This is a genomic window from Maricaulis sp. (assembly GCF_048270095.1).
Lineage (GTDB): Bacteria > Pseudomonadota > Alphaproteobacteria > Caulobacterales > Maricaulaceae > Maricaulis.
Genome location: NZ_JBLWTL010000003.1, coordinates 165,314 through 182,196, shown reverse-complemented (window position 1 = coordinate 182,196; position 16,883 = coordinate 165,314). Strand labels below are relative to the sequence as shown.

At 62.7% G+C, this 16,883-nt stretch carries 14 protein-coding genes; 12 read left to right on the top strand and 2 right to left on the bottom strand.

Annotated features, from left to right (window positions below; translation table 11 throughout):
* The first annotated feature begins 5 nt into the window (after positions 1 to 5).
* The 11 genes from gspG (at position 6) to ACN0YJ_RS03565 (ending at position 7,612) form a co-directional block, all read left to right on the top strand.
* Positions 6 to 458, top strand: a complete 453-nt coding sequence (gspG, locus tag ACN0YJ_RS03615) for a type II secretion system major pseudopilin GspG (protein ID WP_417488506.1) — start codon at positions 6 to 8, stop codon at positions 456 to 458.
* On the top strand, positions 455 to 949 hold the full coding sequence (locus tag ACN0YJ_RS03610; protein WP_417488507.1) for a GspH/FimT family pseudopilin: 495 nt from the start codon (positions 455 to 457) through the stop codon (positions 947 to 949). The genes gspG and ACN0YJ_RS03610 overlap by 4 nt, the downstream gene beginning before the upstream one ends.
* Positions 946 to 1,323, top strand: a complete 378-nt coding sequence (gene gspI, locus ACN0YJ_RS03605; protein WP_417495370.1) for a type II secretion system minor pseudopilin GspI — start codon at positions 946 to 948, stop codon at positions 1,321 to 1,323. The genes ACN0YJ_RS03610 and gspI overlap by 4 nt, the downstream gene beginning before the upstream one ends.
* Positions 1,320 to 1,982 (top strand): type II secretion system minor pseudopilin GspJ, encoded by a 663-nt coding sequence (gene gspJ, locus ACN0YJ_RS03600; protein WP_417488509.1) that lies wholly within the window; start codon positions 1,320 to 1,322, stop codon positions 1,980 to 1,982. The genes gspI and gspJ overlap by 4 nt, the downstream gene beginning before the upstream one ends.
* Positions 1,979 to 2,968, top strand: coding sequence for a type II secretion system minor pseudopilin GspK (gspK, locus tag ACN0YJ_RS03595; RefSeq protein WP_417488510.1), 990 nt, complete (start codon positions 1,979 to 1,981; stop codon positions 2,966 to 2,968). The genes gspJ and gspK overlap by 4 nt, the downstream gene beginning before the upstream one ends.
* The gene (gene gspL, locus ACN0YJ_RS03590; protein WP_417495369.1) at positions 2,965 to 4,188 is read left to right on the top strand and encodes a type II secretion system protein GspL; all 1,224 of its coding nucleotides are present in this window, start codon (positions 2,965 to 2,967) and stop codon (positions 4,186 to 4,188) included. The genes gspK and gspL overlap by 4 nt, the downstream gene beginning before the upstream one ends.
* Positions 4,185 to 4,682 (top strand): type II secretion system protein GspM, encoded by a 498-nt coding sequence (gene gspM, locus ACN0YJ_RS03585; protein ID WP_417495368.1) that lies wholly within the window; start codon positions 4,185 to 4,187, stop codon positions 4,680 to 4,682. The genes gspL and gspM overlap by 4 nt, the downstream gene beginning before the upstream one ends.
* Positions 4,683 to 4,686: 4 nt before the next feature.
* Positions 4,687 to 5,418 (top strand): type II secretion system protein N, encoded by a 732-nt coding sequence (gene gspN / locus ACN0YJ_RS03580; protein ID WP_417495367.1) that lies wholly within the window; start codon positions 4,687 to 4,689, stop codon positions 5,416 to 5,418.
* Positions 5,408 to 5,899, top strand: a complete 492-nt coding sequence (locus ACN0YJ_RS03575) for a hypothetical protein (protein WP_417488514.1) — start codon at positions 5,408 to 5,410, stop codon at positions 5,897 to 5,899. Before gspN ends, ACN0YJ_RS03575 begins: the two co-directional genes overlap by 11 nt.
* Positions 5,900 to 5,964: 65 nt before the next feature.
* Entirely contained in the window at positions 5,965 to 6,312 is a 348-nt protein-coding gene (locus tag ACN0YJ_RS03570; protein ID WP_417495366.1) for an ArsR/SmtB family transcription factor, read from the top strand.
* 649 nt (positions 6,313 to 6,961) lie between these two features.
* Positions 6,962 to 7,612, top strand: coding sequence for a response regulator transcription factor (locus ACN0YJ_RS03565; RefSeq protein WP_417495365.1), 651 nt, complete (start codon positions 6,962 to 6,964; stop codon positions 7,610 to 7,612).
* Positions 7,613 to 7,620: 8 nt separating this feature from the next.
* Here ACN0YJ_RS03565 and ACN0YJ_RS03560 read toward each other — a convergent pair whose 3' ends face one another.
* Together ACN0YJ_RS03560 and ACN0YJ_RS03555 are read right to left on the bottom strand one after the other, a co-directional pair.
* A complete protein-coding gene (locus ACN0YJ_RS03560; RefSeq protein ID WP_417495364.1) occupies positions 7,621 to 9,267 on the bottom strand; it encodes a hybrid sensor histidine kinase/response regulator in 1,647 nt (548 codons plus the stop codon).
* A gap of 265 nt (positions 9,268 to 9,532) precedes the next feature.
* Entirely contained in the window at positions 9,533 to 10,927 is a 1,395-nt protein-coding gene (locus ACN0YJ_RS03555) for an MFS transporter (RefSeq protein WP_417495363.1), read from the bottom strand.
* A gap of 242 nt (positions 10,928 to 11,169) precedes the next feature.
* On the opposite strand from ACN0YJ_RS03555, the gene ACN0YJ_RS03550 reads away from it, so the two are divergent.
* The gene (locus tag ACN0YJ_RS03550; protein WP_417495362.1) at positions 11,170 to 16,848 is read left to right on the top strand and encodes an Ig-like domain-containing protein; all 5,679 of its coding nucleotides are present in this window, start codon (positions 11,170 to 11,172) and stop codon (positions 16,846 to 16,848) included.
* The last annotated feature ends 35 nt before the right edge of the window (positions 16,849 to 16,883 follow it).

Here is a 16,883-nt window from a genome sequence, read left to right as displayed (position 1 = left end):
CTCTTATGACCCTGTATGATGAAGACACTGACGCCACCGGCAGCGAGGCTGGCTTCTCATTGCTTGAAATCATGATCTCGATTTCGATCCTTGGCCTCCTCGCCACGATTGTGGTCATCAATGTCATGCCGGCGCAGGACCAGGCGATGGTCCAGAAAGCCTCCGCCGACATCGCGGTTCTGGAGCAGGCGCTCGACGCTTTCCGGCTCGACGCGCGGCGCTATCCAACCGTGGAAGAGGGGCTGCAGGCGCTCGTTGAGGTGCCCGAGGGCCGCGGTGCGACCTATCGCGAGCAGGGCTATATCCGTCGCCTGCCGGACGATCCATGGGGTCATGTCTATCAATATGTCTACCCGGGAGAACACGGCGTGTTCGACGTCTTTTCCCTGGGCCGCGATGGCCGTGAAGGCGGCGAAGGGCTTGATGCCGACATTGGAAACTGGGAGCGTGGAACATGAAGGTGAACACCTCAACGGAGTCGGGTTTCTCCTTGCTTGAAGTGCTGATCGCGGTATCGCTCATGGCACTGATGGCGACCACGATCGCGCTTGCCGCCTCACCCGAGCGCGACCCCTTGCGCCGCGAAGCCGAGCGCCTGGTTGTGCGGCTGCACGAGGCCGAGCAAGAGGCCGTAATCTCCGGCCAGCCGGTTGGCCTGACGCTCACAGATGGTGGCTATGCCTTCACCAACTATGTCGATGGCGAGTGGCGGTTGCTGCGTAATCACCCGACCTTGCAGCCGCGCGGCTTCGCCTCCGAGATTTCGCTGCGCAGCGACATGATCGCCCTGGCCTGGCATCCGGACGGTGTGGTCGCGTACCCGGCGGTGTTCTTCGATCCGGCCGGACTCAATGACCCGTTCCGGATCCTGCTTGAGGGAGGCAGCCAGAGCTACGCCATCCTGCTCGACGATACCGGACGCCTGCGCGTGGAGTCCCTCGCCGGATGACGTCTTGCAGCACCCATAGTGAGTCTGGATTCTCTCTCATTGAGGTCATGATGGCACTGGTGGTCCTGGCGCTGGGCGGGATCGGTATGCTCAGCCTCATGCAGAGCTCGACTCGCAATGCGGCCGCGATCCAGGAACGCACCTTGGCGGTAATGGCTGCCGAAAACCTGCTCAACCGGGCCCTGCTGGAATCGCGGCTGCGCGGCGGGGAGGCGGGCACGTATGAACTGGCCGGTGCCAGCTATGCCTGGCAGCTCCGGGTCGAGCCAACGATTGACCGCGATCTGCAGCGCGTCATTCTGCTCGTCAATGGGGCCGGCACCGGCAGTGAGCTGGCCCGTCTCGAAACCTTCCGGCGCGGGAGCGGCGGATGAGCACTGCGAAAAGCCAGGCCGGCTTCTCTCTGCTCGAGGTTCTGGTCGCATCCTTTGTTTTTGCGCTGATGGCCAGCGTGGCAGTGACCTTGCTCTCGACCAGCGTCCAGGGATCGGAGCAGGTTAATGGCGCCCTCGACCGCGTCGGTTCGCTCGAACGTATGCGGGTGATGCTGCGTGACGACATGGGACAGCTGGCACTGCGACCGGTGCGCGAAGCGGATGGAAGGCGCGACCCGGTCGTGTTTGCTGCTGCAGCCAACGGCGTCCCGGATCGTCAGACGGCGGCACCGACCGACCTCATCCTGCTGGTCTTCACGCGCGGAGGTGCCATCGACACCAGCTCCGGCCGGACGCGCAGCTCCCTGATCCGGGTGGAATACGTCCTGCGGGGCGATCGCATCGTACGGCGGGTGCGAAGCCATCCGGATGCCGGTCTTACAAATGGCTTCCGTGAACAGATCCTGATCGAGGGTGTCAGCGAGGTCGGGCTCGAAGTTCTCAACGGAGCGGTCTGGGTCGAGACGATATTGGTGCCGGTCGACTCCGCCGGTTCCGCTGCCGCGCTTCCGCGCGCCGTGCGGCTGCATTACAGCCTCGCCGGTCTGGGCCGGCTCGAGCATCTTGTCCTGACCTCAGCTGTGAGGGTGGTGGCATGACCGCGCGCGCGGACAAGCAGGCAGGTGCGGCGTTGATCACGGCCATTTTGTTGGTCGCGCTAATGTCGAGCCTGGCACTCGCGATTGCCTCCGGGATGCGCCTGTCACTGCGCCAGGCCGCCAATATGGACGTTCGCGACCAGGCTCACTGGTATGGGCTTGGCGCGCGCGATTACGCCGAGGTGCTGCTATTGCGGGCGCTCGACGATTCCAGCGAGGCTTTCCGCCCCGATGCCGGCTGGCTGAACACGCCCCGCGTCTTCCCGATCGATGGCGGAGAGATCACCGGCGAGATCCGAGACGCCCACAACTGCTTCAATCCCAACGCACTTGTCACCGCCGATGCCCAGGGCAGGCTTGCGACCAACCCCGATCAACAACGTCAATTCGAGCGCCTTCTGACACAGACCGGGATCGCGGCCGGTCAGGCGATCCAGATCGCCGCGGCGACGGCCGACTGGGTCGACAGCGATTTGCGGCCGGTCACGTCCGGCGCCGAGGACGAGGTCTATCTGCGCGATCAGCGGACCTACCGCACCGGCAATACCTATCTGTCGGAAGTCGAGGAGTTGCGCGCAGTCGCCGGTGTCACGGCTGACGCCTATCTGCGCGTGGCGCCGTTGATCTGCGCCTTTCCCGGCGCTCACCCACTGGCACTCAATATCAACACATTGCGGCTCGATCAGGCGCCCTTGATGGTGGCGGCGTTGAATGGCGCCCTTACCCGAGCCGAGGCCGAGACCGTGCTGCTTCAGCGGCCCGCGGCCGGCTATGCCGATATCGAGGCATTCTGGGCCACAGACAGTATGCGGGCCCTCGAGCTCGATTCCGCAGAACGACCGGAAATCGGAGTGACCTCGCGCTATTTCGAGATCGAAATAACGGTGCAATACGCCGGCATTCGATACGCCCTGCGCGAGCAGGTCCAAGTGAGTGGCGGGCGGCAGGTCACCCGCGTGACGCAAAGGCATGGAATTTTCCTATGAGCCAGACCCTCGTCCTGTTTCCAACCCTGCCGGACGGCTTGCGCTGGTCGATCCTTGAGGGCGACCGTGAAGCCCCGGTGCAGGTCTCGTCCGGTGAAGGTGCGGGCTCGTTGGATATCGCACTGTTGCACTCGATCAGCTCTACGGTCGTCGTGCTTTGCTCTGACGATGTCTTTGTGAGTCAGGTCGAGTTGCCAACCCGGTCAGAATACGATGCCCGCCAGGCCGCGCCATTCCTGATTGAGGAAGAGCTCGCCTCCCGGCTCGAAGACGTCGATGTCGCCATCGGAACACCGGGCGAGGACGGGCAGCGATGGGTATTCGCGGCGGCGACAAACGTCGTCGAAGCGTGGCGCGACACGTGCCGGCCCTATCTGCGCGGGACCGTGTCGACGGTCCCCGATTGTCTGCTTGTCGCCGAATTCGATGCCGCGTTGACACTGCGCCATGAGCGGGGCCGGGTTATCTATCTCTATGGTGAAGCGCTGCGCCAGCCCGGCCGGGCCGTAGGCGGCGCCTGCAACGGGCGCATGTTCGACTCACTGCTGCACAGCCTGGCGGCGTCGGCCAGCGAGGGGTCGATTGCGGTCTCGCCGGCGCTGGGACTGGCTGGTGAGAGCATAGACGCTCTGCAGGACACGCCACTCGATTTGGCAGCGTATGGCTTGCCCGAGACGGTGTTGAAACGGATGCCGGCGCTGTTGGGCCAGCGGCTTGGCGCCGGTCTTGACTGGTCGCGGACGCTTCGTCTGTTTGCACGCAGCGCCGCCCTCGCAGCCAGCCTGCTCCTCGGTCTGGGACTCTATATGATCGGCGAGAGTGTCTATCTGCTGCAACGGGCCGAACGCTATGACACGGCGACTGTCGAAATGGTGCAGGCCACATTCCCGGCTATTTCCGGATCGCTTGATCCGGTGCGCGCCGGCAGGATTCTTCACGAGCGCCTTGCCCAGCGTCACGGCCGCGAGCGAAGTGGAGGTTTCCTTCCACTCCTGGCCGGGCTGGCAAGTCTGGCGGACGGGCATGACTCCGTCGTAATCGAGACGGTCCGTTATGATCAGTCCCGGCCTGAGCTCAGCGTCTCGGCCAGATATGGTGTATTTTCCGATTTCGACGCGCTCAGCGAAGACGCGCGGGCGCGCAATATGGAGCTGGTCGATCAGGGCGCGCGCGATGGCACCGCCGGGATAGACGGCGATTTCATCCTGAGGATCCCATGACCGGTTTATTGTCGAGCATTCCCGCGCATTTGGCTGGCCGCACGGGCCGCGAGCAAGTGATGATCCTGGCCTTTGCCGGCCTCGTTCTGGCGTGGCTGGTCCAGACCCTTCTGGCCGGGCCGTTGCTCGATTTCCATGAGCGGGCCCGCCGCGAGTATGCATTGGCCTTCGAACAGTATCGCGAAATTCGTGATGGTCTGGCGGACTACGCCACACTGCCGTCCGTGAACGAGAATGCGTCCGAGCTGTCCCGGCCGTTGCGGACCATTGTCGGTGCCGCCGCAACTTCGCGGCGGATCGCTATTGCCGGTATTGTCCCGGGAGTCGACGGACGGTTGAGTGTACATATCGACCGCGCTGATTACGGAGCCGCGATGGGGTGGCTGGTCGATATGGAACGCCGGTACGGCATTGAGGTGGTGTCCATCAACATGGCACGGCTGGATCATGGCCAGGTCGAACTTAATCTCGTTCTGGCCAGGCCCGGGAGTTAGGACAATGTTGCGATTATTGACTGTCTTCGTCGTCGCACTGCTCACGGGACTGATTGCCACGCTCCCGCTGAAGCTGGCGCTCGGACTGACCGCCGATGGGCTCGACCTGACCCGGGCCGAAATTCATGGTTCAGTCTGGAATGGCACGATCCGGGGGGCTCGCCTCGGTCAGTTCTCCATGCGCCGGGCGCAAATCCACACCCGGCCCTGGCCACTGCTGGGAGGGCGGCTCGCGATCGACTGGGTGTTGGCCGATGCAGGGTTGCGCGGAAGTGGGCTTGCGCGGATCGATTTGCACGGTGACTGGCAGGTGCTCGACACCCGTCTTGTCGGCGTACCGGTTCGGTTGGGCGTGCAGGACGTCCCCGGCCTCACGGAAGCGGCGATTATCATGGTCAGCCTCGATCGGCTGGAATTCACCGACGGTCATTGCGCCGTTGTCAGCGGCGCAATGACCGCGGACCTCTCCAGCGATCTCTCCCAGGAGTTTGGCGTGGTGCTGCCCGAATTGACGGGCCCGCTGGAGTGTCGCGGTGGCAAGCTTGTGGCCATTCTGGCCGGGGAAAGTCAGGATATGACCATTGCGGCCGAAGCGATTCTTGCCGTGACCGGTGTCGAGTGGAGCGTCGGAATCAGCACAACGAATGCCGATCTGGGCAACGCCCTGGCCTATTCAGGGTTCAACATCGAGGATGGGGTCTGGCGGCGAGACGGGGAAATGGGCCATGCGGAGTGAGGCGATCATCGTCCTGGCTTATCTGAGCCTCACAGCGACAGCCTGTCAGTCCCTGCCAACACCCCTTCCCGCGAACGCGTCGCCGATGACCGAGGATCCGGTCGCGCTGGGGCCGATGACCTCGCTGGGACCGCAACGGCTTGATTCCGGAGAGTGCGGCGTCTTCCTTTGGCGCGCGGATGGTCCGCACGATCTGTTGGCTTTCGAAAACCTCACCCGCGGTGAAATCAGCTTTCTGGTGGATGCGGAAGTGGTGCGTCGGGGTCGCCCGTCGGTCGGGGGTGTGATCGCGGTGGGCGATCTCTACGAGCGCCGCTTCCCGGGTGCCGGGATGGTGAGCGAAGTTGTGATCTCCGGCTATTTTAGTGAAATCGTTGCGGACGGATTGCGCATGAATCGCGCTGTCTTGCGCCTCGAGGGGGGTGATGGAAGCCGCAGGGTCATTCCGGTTCTCGGTCACTATTCCTGCCGTCGGGACTAGCGGTCACCGGCCTTTGCCGAATTCGCGTCGTTGCAAAACATTCACGAAAATTCGATGTGCCGGTCATGCTTGTCCTGCAATTTGCCGGCATGACAAATCGAAGAGCCGTTGCCGCGCTTGCCGGCCTGTCCCATCCGGTGCGCCTGGATCTATTTCGGCGTCTCTGCGCGCGATATCCACTCTCGGTGTCCGCGGGCGATCTGGCCGCGCACCATGAAGTGCCGCGATCGACCATGACAGGCCACCTGCAGACCCTGGAACGGGCGGGGTTGATCCGTGCTGAACGACGCTCACAATTCATGTACTACGCGGCAAGCACCGATGGGACGCGCTGGCTTGCCAAAATGATAATATCCGACATCCTCGGCGATTCTGCCGAACTCACAGGCCACCCCGAAAGAAGTTTGCCCTGAGCGTCGGGCGGCGAATTCATTTACGAGATTGGTTTGCACAGGGCTGGCGGCACCTCTTTCAGTTTGGGCCAGACCCTCAAGACGGGTTTCGGGGTTGAGCTTGAGGTGAAAACCGGGGCCCCTTCCGCGCAAGACTGGGTCCACCCCCATACACCCCCCCAAACTAATTTCCTCTCTAAGGGCAGCGACTCTCTGCCGTTCCAATTGGTGCACACTGTCCAGCATATGGGGTTCAATTCCGGTGGTGTCCGAGAGGGCCGGGCTTGAGCGAGAGGTTTTCCCTTCTCAGCTATCCCTGGATAGGCCCCCGATCCAAGATCGGCAGGTTTCAGGCGAACTCACTCGCTTGGCCGTGACGATGCACAGGCGTTTCCCGCTCTCGCTCCGAAACGTCGAGCGTCTGCTTCACGAATGTATCCCTGGCAGCATCTGAGACACAGTGGGCTTCTGCTGGCGACAGTTCGGGCCGCTATTCGCAAAATAGATCGTGAAATTCTGAGTGCGGGCGGAAGCGTCAGGTAGTCGGGGCAGCGCGTTCCATGGTTTGCGAAGTTCGCGCTTGCGCGCTAGATGGTCGTGGCCTTGAGTGTTTGGAGAATAACGCTCCGACCGGGACCAGGGAGGCGCGCATGCCGGAGATGTTCGGAAAATGAGTGCGACGCGACGTCTCGCGCTGGTCGATGATCACCGCATGTTCTCCGACGGTTTCAGCGCGCTGCTGATGCAGTTGCGTGAGGGATACACCGTCGAGGTCTTTGATGATCCAGTCGCCTTCCTGAAAGCTTTCGGGCCCGATTCAAATTATGATTTGATTATTCTCGATCTGGTGATGCGGACGATGAACGGGCTGGCGCTGCTTGCGGCGATCCGGGAGCGTAAGTCTCGTTGTCCGGTGCTGATGCTGTCCGGAATCGGCGCCGAGCCGCCGGTTGCCGAGATGAAAAGGCTGGGTGCGCGGGGATTTGTCCACAAGTCGGCCGATACGGAGACCATGCTTGCAGCGGTCGATGGTATCCTGGCAGGGCGGGCCAGCTTCTTTGGCGTGCAAGCCGAAAGCGTCGGAGATCACGCCCCCGAGGACTGGCATCCTGAGGCCGACCGGCAACTGCCCCGGCTGGGCCCGCGCCAGCTTGAAATCCTTCATCTGATGGGGGGCGGTGTCACCAACAAGGAAATCGCCAGCACACTCAATATCAGCGAAAATACCGTCAAATCGCATATGCGCGCCATTTTCGAGGCGCTCGATGTCCACACCCGTACCGCTTGTATGCGCAAGGCTCAGGCGCTTGGTCTGATCTAGCGCGCAGGTCAGGTTCGGCGCGACGGCGCGACGGTTTCCAGCAGAATGGCGTGCAATTGCGTGGCGTCGGCCGGCTTGGCCAGGACCGTCATGTTCTCGATGCCGCCGGCACGCTCGAACTGGTAGATGTCGCCTGTCAGCAGGACGGCCGGAATGTCGGCGACGACTTCGGCGCGCAAGGCGAGGATCGTATCCAGACCATCTTCGCCGTCGGCCAGCCGTTTGTCGATGATCAGGAGCGCCGGTTCGGCATCGGCCCAGGAGAGCAATTCCAGCGCTTCGTGTCCGGAAGCCGCGGCAATGACGCGGCACCCCCAATCGGTTAGAAGCATCGTCAAACCCTCGCGCAGCGCAGCCTCATCCTCGACCAGCAGGACCAGGGGGGAGCCCGGGACGCCTTCGACCTCCGTCTGAATGGGGGCCGCCACTTCATCAAGGTTCCGGACTGGCAGGACAATACCGGCCCGTGTGCCTGCGCCGGGGGTGCTGTCGAAGCGTAATTCGATCTCGAGCTTGCGGGCGAGCTGACGGACAATTGTGAGCCCGAGTCCCAGGCCCTCGCGGGCTTCGCCGGCGGTCGGTTCCAGCTGGACATATTCGTCAAATATCCGGTCGCGATCGATGGTCGAGATGCCTGGGCCGGTATCGCGGACCTCGATGAAGGCCGTCTCACCTTCGCGTGTCCACGAGAGTTCGACCTGTCCGCCGGGCGGGGTGAATTTGACCGCATTGCCGAGGAGGTTGCGCAGGATGCGCGTGACCAGCAGCGGATCGCTCTCGACGCCAACCGGTGCCCCGCTAATCCTGAGCTCGACTTTTCCGCGTGAAGCGAGCTCGGCAAATTCAGCCCTGAGCGTGTCCATGATTGTTGCGAGACCGAAGACGCGCCGGCGCGCGATGATGGCACCGCTATCGAGTCGGGCCGTTTCGACAAGGGCCTGCAACAGGTGTTGCTGGCTGCGCCAGCACGCCTCGATCTTGTCGAGCAGCTCGACCTGTTCGGGCTGGTTCAGCGTCCGGCGCATGGCGGTGATGAAAAAGCTCTGCGCCTGCAGGGGTTGCGACATGTCGTGGCTGGTCGCGGCGAGAAAGCGCGACTTGCTGGCACTGGCCTGTTCGATCACACGGTTCTGCTCCTGTAGCTGGCGCGTCAGGTCGCGGGTGCGCTCGGCGGCGAGGGTGGCGATGGTCTGCACTTCCGCCCGGGCGCTGACGAGCAATCCAAACGAATAATAGATCAGCAGGCCGACCCCGATAATGCGGAGCGGGCCATCAACGGTCAGCAGCCAGTAGATGGAAAACGGCACCAGGGTCCCGGTCGCCAGACTGATATAGGTGGGCCGGTATTCGGCGCTCGGCAGCATGCCGCCGACCGTGATCGAGAACGCCATATTGATCGCGATGAACAGGTCGAACAGATCGCCGGGGTCGAGATAGGCGCTCGCCAACCCACCCCAGACCAGGCCTGTCAGGCCCGAGATCGCGGTGTGGATGAACAGATAGCGCTTGTAGTTCTGTGCTGTCACCCCGTCTGGAGCCATCAGTCTGGCGGAAATATAGACGATGGCGACCATGGTGCTGGTGGCAGCGAGCCAGACACCTGCAAAGTGCAGGTCACCGTTCAGGATGACGAGCGCAGCCAGGTAGATGATCACGCACTGGACAATGATACATGACAGGTGCGTGCGCTTATGCAGCAACCTGGCCTGGTCAAGGCGCACTTGATCAAGTTCAGCAATGATAGGCGATTGGGCGCGTCCAGACGTTTTGGGGGTGAATGAGGTGTGCGAAGGGTCGTCCCGGGCGGTGTCGCTCATGTCAGGCCTTCCGGTACCCGGTGCAATCGCCATTGCGTTGCCAGGCGACAACTTGCCACCACCCGCCCGCCGGCTCAACCACCCGAAAGGGTGAGGCGTTCCGTCACTCTGCGCCGCGCTTTCTGCCGAGCTGTTCGATAATCTCGGAGTGGTGCTCGCGACTGACAGGGTAGCCGCGGACGACAGCGACCATGGCCAGCATGAAGGCGGCAGGCAGCCAGGAGACCAACGCGGTTATCGTTCCGAGGCTTTCTGAAGGCTGTGCAATGTCGGGCGCATAGCCGGACAGGGCCAGAAGGCCACCGGCGACCAGGGCCGCGATTCCGGCGGCGCATTTCTGGACGAATGTGGTCAGGCCGAAGGTGCGAGCCTCAACCCGCAGACCTGTCTGCAACTGCCCGTAATCGATCACGTCCGGCACCATCGACCAGAACATCACCGGGATGGCGGCGCTGCCGGTGCCGATGACGGCCACACTCAACAGGGCGAGGCCGGGGCTGGCTGCGGGTGCGAAACCCATCAGCACATAGCCTGCCGCCGCGACCAGGAGGCCAGCCATCAGCGTGGCGCGTTTGCTGGTGCGGGCGGCGAGCATCATCCAGAGCGGTGCCGTGACGATCATCGCCAGGGCCGGACCGGCCAGGACCGGTGCGGTGAGCGCCGGTTGCTGCAACACGTGTTGCAAGAAATAGAGCTGGCTCTGCGTGAAGAGCGCAAAGCCGATTGTCGCCAGCAGCATCAGGGTGAGTAGCCGCTGCAGTGGACCATTGCGAACCGTGAACCGCCACAACTCCCGCAGATCGCGCAGCACATTTGCCGACGGACTGACTGACCGCATGATGCGCGGTTCGCGGATAGCGAGGCTGGAAATGATCAGGATCGTAGCCGCGAGCGCGCCCGTTGCCACTGCGGCTAGCCGGTAGCCCGCCGCTTCGCCGGCCTCGGCCGCAGCTTGCACCAGGAGAGGGGTGGCGATCGCGACGGTCAATCCGCCCAGCGCGGCGCCGATCACCCGCAGCGCCGATAGTGCGCTGCGTTCGTCGCTGTCGCCGGTCAGGCGCGCGGGCAGCGTGTTGTACGGCATGCTGGCGCAGGTATAGGCGGTGCGGAAAACCAGATGACTCAACAGGGCCGCTGCTGCTGTCAGCAGCGTTCCGCCAGTCGGAATTGAGAACATGACCAGGTAGCTCAACCCGACGGGCAAAGCGGCCCATCGCATGATTGTGCCATAGCGGCCGCGCTGCGCTGCATGGCGTTCCGTCCAGATCGCGATCAAGGGATCGGAGATGGCGTCCCAGACCATCCCAGCGAGATAGATCGCACCGGCCATCCAGGGCGAGAGGTGCAGAACATCAGTGTAGAAATAGAGCAGGAAAAGCGCCGCTCCCTGCCAAGCGGCGACAAATCCGAAATCTCCGAGTCCATAGCCCAGCCGGGTCGCAACGTTCAGCCTTCCCGTGCCCGGAGGGGCGTCAGCGGGCGGCGTGGATTCGGTCATGGCTGACCCTTGAAGTGGCGAATCTATTCGGGTGAGGCGGTGAAAACCACCCATTTGGGTGATTGTTGCTGAACCGGAAAGCGTGGTCAATCGAATTGAAATCAAACCCAAAATTGCGCTGACCCATGGGTGAGCGTCAGGACAGGGGACGCGCAGGCGAGGTCCGCCGGACCTCGCAGCAAGCTGGCCGCTTCAGGGGGGAGCGCCGCTTGCACTGCGCAGGTGCTAAAGGGAGTGATGGTATGATCGGTTTTGGTTCGGCTGCATTTGGCAGGCTTGTCCGCATGTGTCGCGGCACTGGCGCGAAAACAGTGGGGCTGGTGACGGCCATGCTCGCCGCTGCCCTCATCGCGGGCGCAGGCCTGACGCCCGGCGCCGAGGCAAGCGATCCCGCGCCGCGCCTCTTGTCCACGGGGGGGCCGACCTACACCAATGCCGACTCGTTCACCGCCTCGATCCAATTCAATGCGAACGTGCGCAATGTCGATCCGTCCGACTTCGAGGTGATCGGTTCGACCGCTACCATCACTGGCTGGACCGCCGTCAGCGCCTCGTATTATTGGGCTGACGTCTCCGGTGGCGACTTGGCGGATATGAACGGGGAGGTATGGGTCCGTCTCAAGGCAGGTCAGGATATCGAGAGTCTGACCGGGGTTGCGCTGACCGACCTGAATACCGTGTCTGAATCGCCCATCACGATCGACAATACCGTGCCGGAATGCGCCTTCGCCACGACGGCGGCTGCGCCGGTGACCGATGTATTTACCGTGAGCATGACCTGTGCGCCGCAGGCCGGATGGTCCGACATTATTGTCGCGTTTACCCAATCCGATCTCGTGGTGGGTAATGCCGTGGTAGAGAGTTTTTCCTTTCCGGGGGCGTACAGCGCCACCTTCACCTTGCGGCCGTCCTCAACCGGCACCGTAACGGTCGATCTTCCCGCTGGCAGCCTGTATGACGATGCCAGCAACCCGAATCCGGCCGCGCCGCAATTTTCGATCGCGGCAGATTTGAGCCCGCCGACCGTTCTCTCGATCGAGCGCGACGACCCTTCGGACGAGACAACGAACGAGGATTACCTCTGGTGGCGTGTCACGTTTTCCAAGCCTGTGACCGGGGTGGATGCGACTGATTTCAGCGTCACTGGCAGCTCTGCCACGGTTGTCACCGCACAGTCGGCCGGCGGAAATGCCTGGAATGTCCGGATCGGCGGCGGCGATCTTGCCGAGCTGGAGGGGGTCGTGTCGCTCGGCTTTTCTGCTTCACAGGATATCGAAGACACCGACGGTCGCGCCTTGGTCGATGTGACCCCGTCAGGGAGTAATGAAAATTCCTTCGACGTTTCGAATACTGCGCCGGTTCTGGCCCATATTCGTCGCATGTCCTCGACAACGGAGTACACAAACGCGACCGAATTGGTGTGGGATTTCCAGTATTCAAGCATATCGCGCGGCTACAGCCTCCCACCTGAAGCCTTCGAGGTGCGGAATGTGGACGTCGGGACGATCGAGGTGGTGCGCTATTCGGTCGGCTTCTATGTGACGGCATCCGGCGGCGATCTGCCGACGCATGAGGGTTACGTCTATATCCGTTTTGGCGACGGCGGCCCGTATCCGGACGAATATGGCAACAACCCGGCGAGCTATGTCCCCACGGGCACGCGGGATCAGGGCTACACCCTTGATCGCACCGCGCCCGTCGTCTCTTTCATCGCCGACACGGATACGGTTGAGCAGGATGGTGAGTTCACCGTCGTTGTGCAGTCCACCGAGCGGTTGGTCGGGCTCGAGCTGGATGAATTCATCGTCGGAAATGGCACGGCGACAGCCCTCAACCCTTTCGGGCACAGTTATATCGTCACGATTAGGCCGGAAGGCGACGGGCTGGTCACGGTCGATCTTCCCGCCGGCGCGGCGACTGATCCCGCGGGCAATGGCCATGCGGCACCGGAGCAGGTCTCCTACCTTTACGACTTCACGGCTCCGCGCATCACGGATGTCGAACTCGTAACGGCCGGCGGTTCGCCGACCAATTCCGATACCTTGACCTGGGAAGTCACCTTCTCCGAGGCCGTCGAGAATGTCTCGGCTGATGACTTCTATCTGTCTTCCTCGACGGCGGCGATCACCTCGGTCTCGCAGTCGCAGCCAGATGTGTATTTGCTGGAGGCATCTGGCGGAGACCTCGCTTCGCTCAATTCGACCGTGCTGCTCAGCGTGGTTGGATATGACATTACCGATACAAACGGCAATTATCTTGACCGCTCGGCAGTGCCGACCGGGGCAAATGAAGCGGAGGTCGTGGTCGACAATACCGCCCCGACACCGCAGCTGTCCGTAGACAGCGATTTTGTGGGCGCGGATTTCATCCTGACCGTCACGTTTGATGAGGCGGTTGCGGGCTTCACCGCTTCCGATCTGACCCTCACCAATGCGACCGCCGCCGAGCCGACGCAGAACGGCAATGTATTCTCCTTCGCCATCTCGCCGCTGGCGGAAGGCGAAGTGACGATCAGCATCGCCGCAGGTGTCGCCGAAGACCAGGCCGGTAATGGCACTTTGGCCGGCGACCAGACGCTGAACCTGACCAGTGACCAAGCGGCGCCCGTGCTCACCTCGATCGAACGAGCCGCATGGCTCTCCGAGACGACAAACTCCGATACCCTGACATGGATCGTGACCTTCTCCGAACCTGTTGCCAATCTTGATGAACGGGATTTCGGGCTCGACGGTACGACGGCAAGGCTCACCTTCGGACGGGGCGGCGGTGGAGCGGGCGAGCCCCTGGCTGCGGCGAGCCAGTCGCAGCCAGTTGGCGAGACGGTCTATCAACTTGTGGCCTATGGCGGGGACCTGCCGTCACTGAACGGTGTCGTGACCCTGTCGATCTTGGCCGGGAATGATATCACCGACTATGCCGGGCAGCGCCTGGTCAGCGTGACGCCAACCGGCGCCAATGAGGCGGTATACACGCTTGTCAATGACGTGATCGCGCCGACAGTGGTTCTGTCCTCGGCGGAAACAGGTCCCGTTTCGGGCCCGTTCACGCTCGACATTGTCTTCTCTGAAGACGTGATCGGTCTTGAACTCAGGGGCATTGTCGTCGGCAATGGCACTGCCACCGATTTCTCGGGAGGTTCCGGCGCGGGCAATGCTCCTCGCAGGGGTGAGGCGGCAGCCGTTGGCGGTTTTGCCGCCGCTGAGTACACGGTCACGATCACACCGACCGCCGATGGCGATGTCACGGTGGATCTCGAGGGAGGTGCCGCGCGGGACCTGAGCGGCAATCCCAGCCAGTTGGCGACGCAATTTGTCATCGCAGCCGACCTGACAGCACCGACCGTGGTGCTCTCGACAGAGTCTGCGGATCCGGTCTCCGGTGCTTTTGCGCTCGCGGTCACCTTCTCTGAAGACATCTCCGGTCTGGCCCTCGAGGATCTCGTCGTCGGCAATGGTGCGGCGTCTGATCTGACCGGATCCGGCGCCGATTATTCGGTCACCATCACGCCGGCCGCCGATGGCGATGTCACCGTCGATCTCGCTGCCGGTGCTGCTCAGGACGCTGCGGGCAATGAAAGCCTCGTCGCGACGCAATTCTCCATCAGCACGGATGGCACCGCGCCTTCAGTGGTGCTGAGCAGCGAGGCCTCCGAGCCGGCGATTGGCGCCTTCGCGCTGACGGTAGCCTTCTCGGAGGACGTGACCGGCCTGGAGCTCGAAGACTTCGTCGTCGTCAATGCCGACCTCTCCGATCTGACCGGCAGTGGTGCTGGGTATGAGCTCACTGTGACACCTACGGCCGGCAGCCCGGTCACGGTCGATCTGCCGGTCGGTGCCGTTATCGATGCTGCGGGCAATGCCAATCTGGCCGCGGAGCAATTCTCCATCATCACCGACAATACGCCGCCAACCCTGGCCATCACTCTGCCGGGCGAGGAGACCGAGGGGCCGTTTATCGCGAACTTCACCTTCTCCGAGGATGTCACCGGCTTCGAGCTCGATGACATTGGCGCCTCCAATGCCGATTTGTCTGAATTCACGACCGTCAGCGCGAGCGAATACACTGCTCTGGTGACGCCGCAGACAATCGGCACCATTGAGATCACGGTTGATGCCGGAGTCGCGGAAGATGCTGCGGGCAACGGCAATGAGGCTGCGTCCGCCTCGATCGATGCTGTGGCTCAGCCGATCGAAGTCGAGGTGGTTCTGGGCAGCGATGTCGAGGATCCAACGGATGTCACGGCCACCGCTGCGGTGACCAATCCCGGCAGCCAGCCGGTCGAATTCCGGACTGAGGCCGATGTGGACTGGCTCGATGTCGATCCCTTGACCGGCACGATCCCGGCCTTCGGCGAAGTGCAATTGACGATCACGGTCAATGCGCTGGCCAATGATCTGCCGGCCGGCACCTATACCGGCACGGTAACTGTGATCAATCTCAGCGGCGGCGGTGCGGCGGCGAAAGGCCCCAATGCCGAGACGCGCGCCAGCGGCGACACCATCGTCGTCGCCATCCCGCTCACCGTCTCGATCGCGGAACGCCGCGGTACGATCCAGCTGGTTTCGACCACGCCGGGCGGTGTCCAGCGCGATGCGACATTCGAATTCGCATCTTCTGATACCGATCTCGATCAGATCAGCCTGACGACCGCTGCCGGCTATGCCGCCAGCTCACCGGTGCGCAAGCTGCTGGGCCAGTATGATGTGATCCAGTCGGCGCCCGACGGCTGGCGTCTCGATAGCATTACCTGCACGGGAGATAGTGATAGTGGCAGCGTCATCGATCTGGCGACCGGGCGCGTCGATATTGATCTCGACGCCAATGAGTCGATCGTCTGTACGTTCGCCAACACGCGCGACGAAACTGAAGTCCGGCTCGCCACGCAAAGGGCGATCCGTAATTTCATGGTTCGTCGCGGAGATCGTCTGCTGAGCGCGGCGCCGGATCTGACACGCCGCGTGCGTGATCGTGACACTTCTTCGGCCGGTCAATTCTCTGCCGATATCAATGGCGGTAACCGTATGGTTTCGCTTGGCACCAGCATGGCTGGCATCCGCAATCACGCGGCCGCCACCGAGCCTCAAATGCCTGGAGCATCCGGGGCGGCAACCGCCAATGCCGGTGGGGCTGATATCTGGCTCGCCGCCAATTACTCCGCCGTCTCCGATGACCGCTCCGGCGACGCCGCAGACAGTGCGTTCGGTGTCGTCCAGCTCGGGATTGACTGGGCGTTCGGCGACAGCACCGTTGCCGGTCTGATGGTTCAGCATGACTGGGCCGACGAGACCACCGACGAGATCGCCGTTCAGGCCGGCGCTCTGCGCGGTGCCCGGGTCAGTGGCTCTGGCTGGATGGCCGGGCCGTATCTGGTGCAGGAGATAGGCCAGGGTGCCTGGCTCGACGTGCTCGCGCTCTACGGCAAGTCCGACAATAGGGTTGATCCACTCGGCCTCTATGAGGACAGTTTCGAGACCACACGTTTCCTGATCCGGATGAATCTGTCGGGTGAGTGGCAGAGCGGCGCCTGGCGCGTCCGTCCGAGTGCCAGCCTTGCGCATTTCCAGGAGACCCAGGACGCGTATTTCGACACGCTCGGTATCGATATACCCGAGCAGACAATCGCGATCGGGCGCATGCAGGCTGGCCCTGAATTCGCCTACCGCATTTTGCGCACCGACGGTGGCTGGTGGGAGCCGAGCCTCGGTCTGACCGGGGTCTGGGACTACAATCCCGCTGAATTGCTCGATGTGAATGGGCAGTTGGTCGGCACGGGCGGGCTGCGGGCCAATGCCAAGCTGGGCTTGCGCGGCCAATTGGCCCCGGGCGCCTCGATTGCCTTTGAAGCGGATATTGATGGCCTCGGTGATGGTGATTTCGAAGCCCGCTCAGCCCGGATAGAGTTGCGGTTGAGCTTCAACTGATAGCGGTTGCGGGATAGCCAGGTTTCGACGCCCGG

Bases quoted from the DNA above. Each gene is read 5' to 3' on its own strand.
- ACN0YJ_RS03575 (WP_417488514.1), top strand. From the start codon at position 5,408: ATGCGGAGTGAGGCGATCATCGTCCTGGCTTATCTGAGCCTCACAGCG.
- ACN0YJ_RS03610 (WP_417488507.1), top strand. From the start codon at position 455: ATGAAGGTGAACACCTCAACGGAGTCGGGTTTCTCCTTGCTTGAAGTG.
- ACN0YJ_RS03550 (WP_417495362.1), top strand. From the start codon at position 11,170: ATGATCGGTTTTGGTTCGGCTGCATTTGGCAGGCTTGTCCGCATGTGT.
- gspL (WP_417495369.1), top strand. From the start codon at position 2,965: ATGAGCCAGACCCTCGTCCTGTTTCCAACCCTGCCGGACGGCTTGCGC.
- gspM (WP_417495368.1), top strand. From the start codon at position 4,185: ATGACCGGTTTATTGTCGAGCATTCCCGCGCATTTGGCTGGCCGCACG.
- gspN (WP_417495367.1), top strand. From the start codon at position 4,687: ATGTTGCGATTATTGACTGTCTTCGTCGTCGCACTGCTCACGGGACTG.
- gspI (WP_417495370.1), top strand. From the start codon at position 946: ATGACGTCTTGCAGCACCCATAGTGAGTCTGGATTCTCTCTCATTGAG.
- ACN0YJ_RS03570 (WP_417495366.1), top strand. From the start codon at position 5,965: ATGCTTGTCCTGCAATTTGCCGGCATGACAAATCGAAGAGCCGTTGCC.
- ACN0YJ_RS03565 (WP_417495365.1), top strand. From the start codon at position 6,962: ATGAGTGCGACGCGACGTCTCGCGCTGGTCGATGATCACCGCATGTTC.
- gspG (WP_417488506.1), top strand. From the start codon at position 6: ATGACCCTGTATGATGAAGACACTGACGCCACCGGCAGCGAGGCTGGC.
- gspJ (WP_417488509.1), top strand. From the start codon at position 1,320: ATGAGCACTGCGAAAAGCCAGGCCGGCTTCTCTCTGCTCGAGGTTCTG.
- ACN0YJ_RS03555 (WP_417495363.1), bottom strand. From the start codon at position 10,927: ATGACCGAATCCACGCCGCCCGCTGACGCCCCTCCGGGCACGGGAAGG.
- gspK (WP_417488510.1), top strand. From the start codon at position 1,979: ATGACCGCGCGCGCGGACAAGCAGGCAGGTGCGGCGTTGATCACGGCC.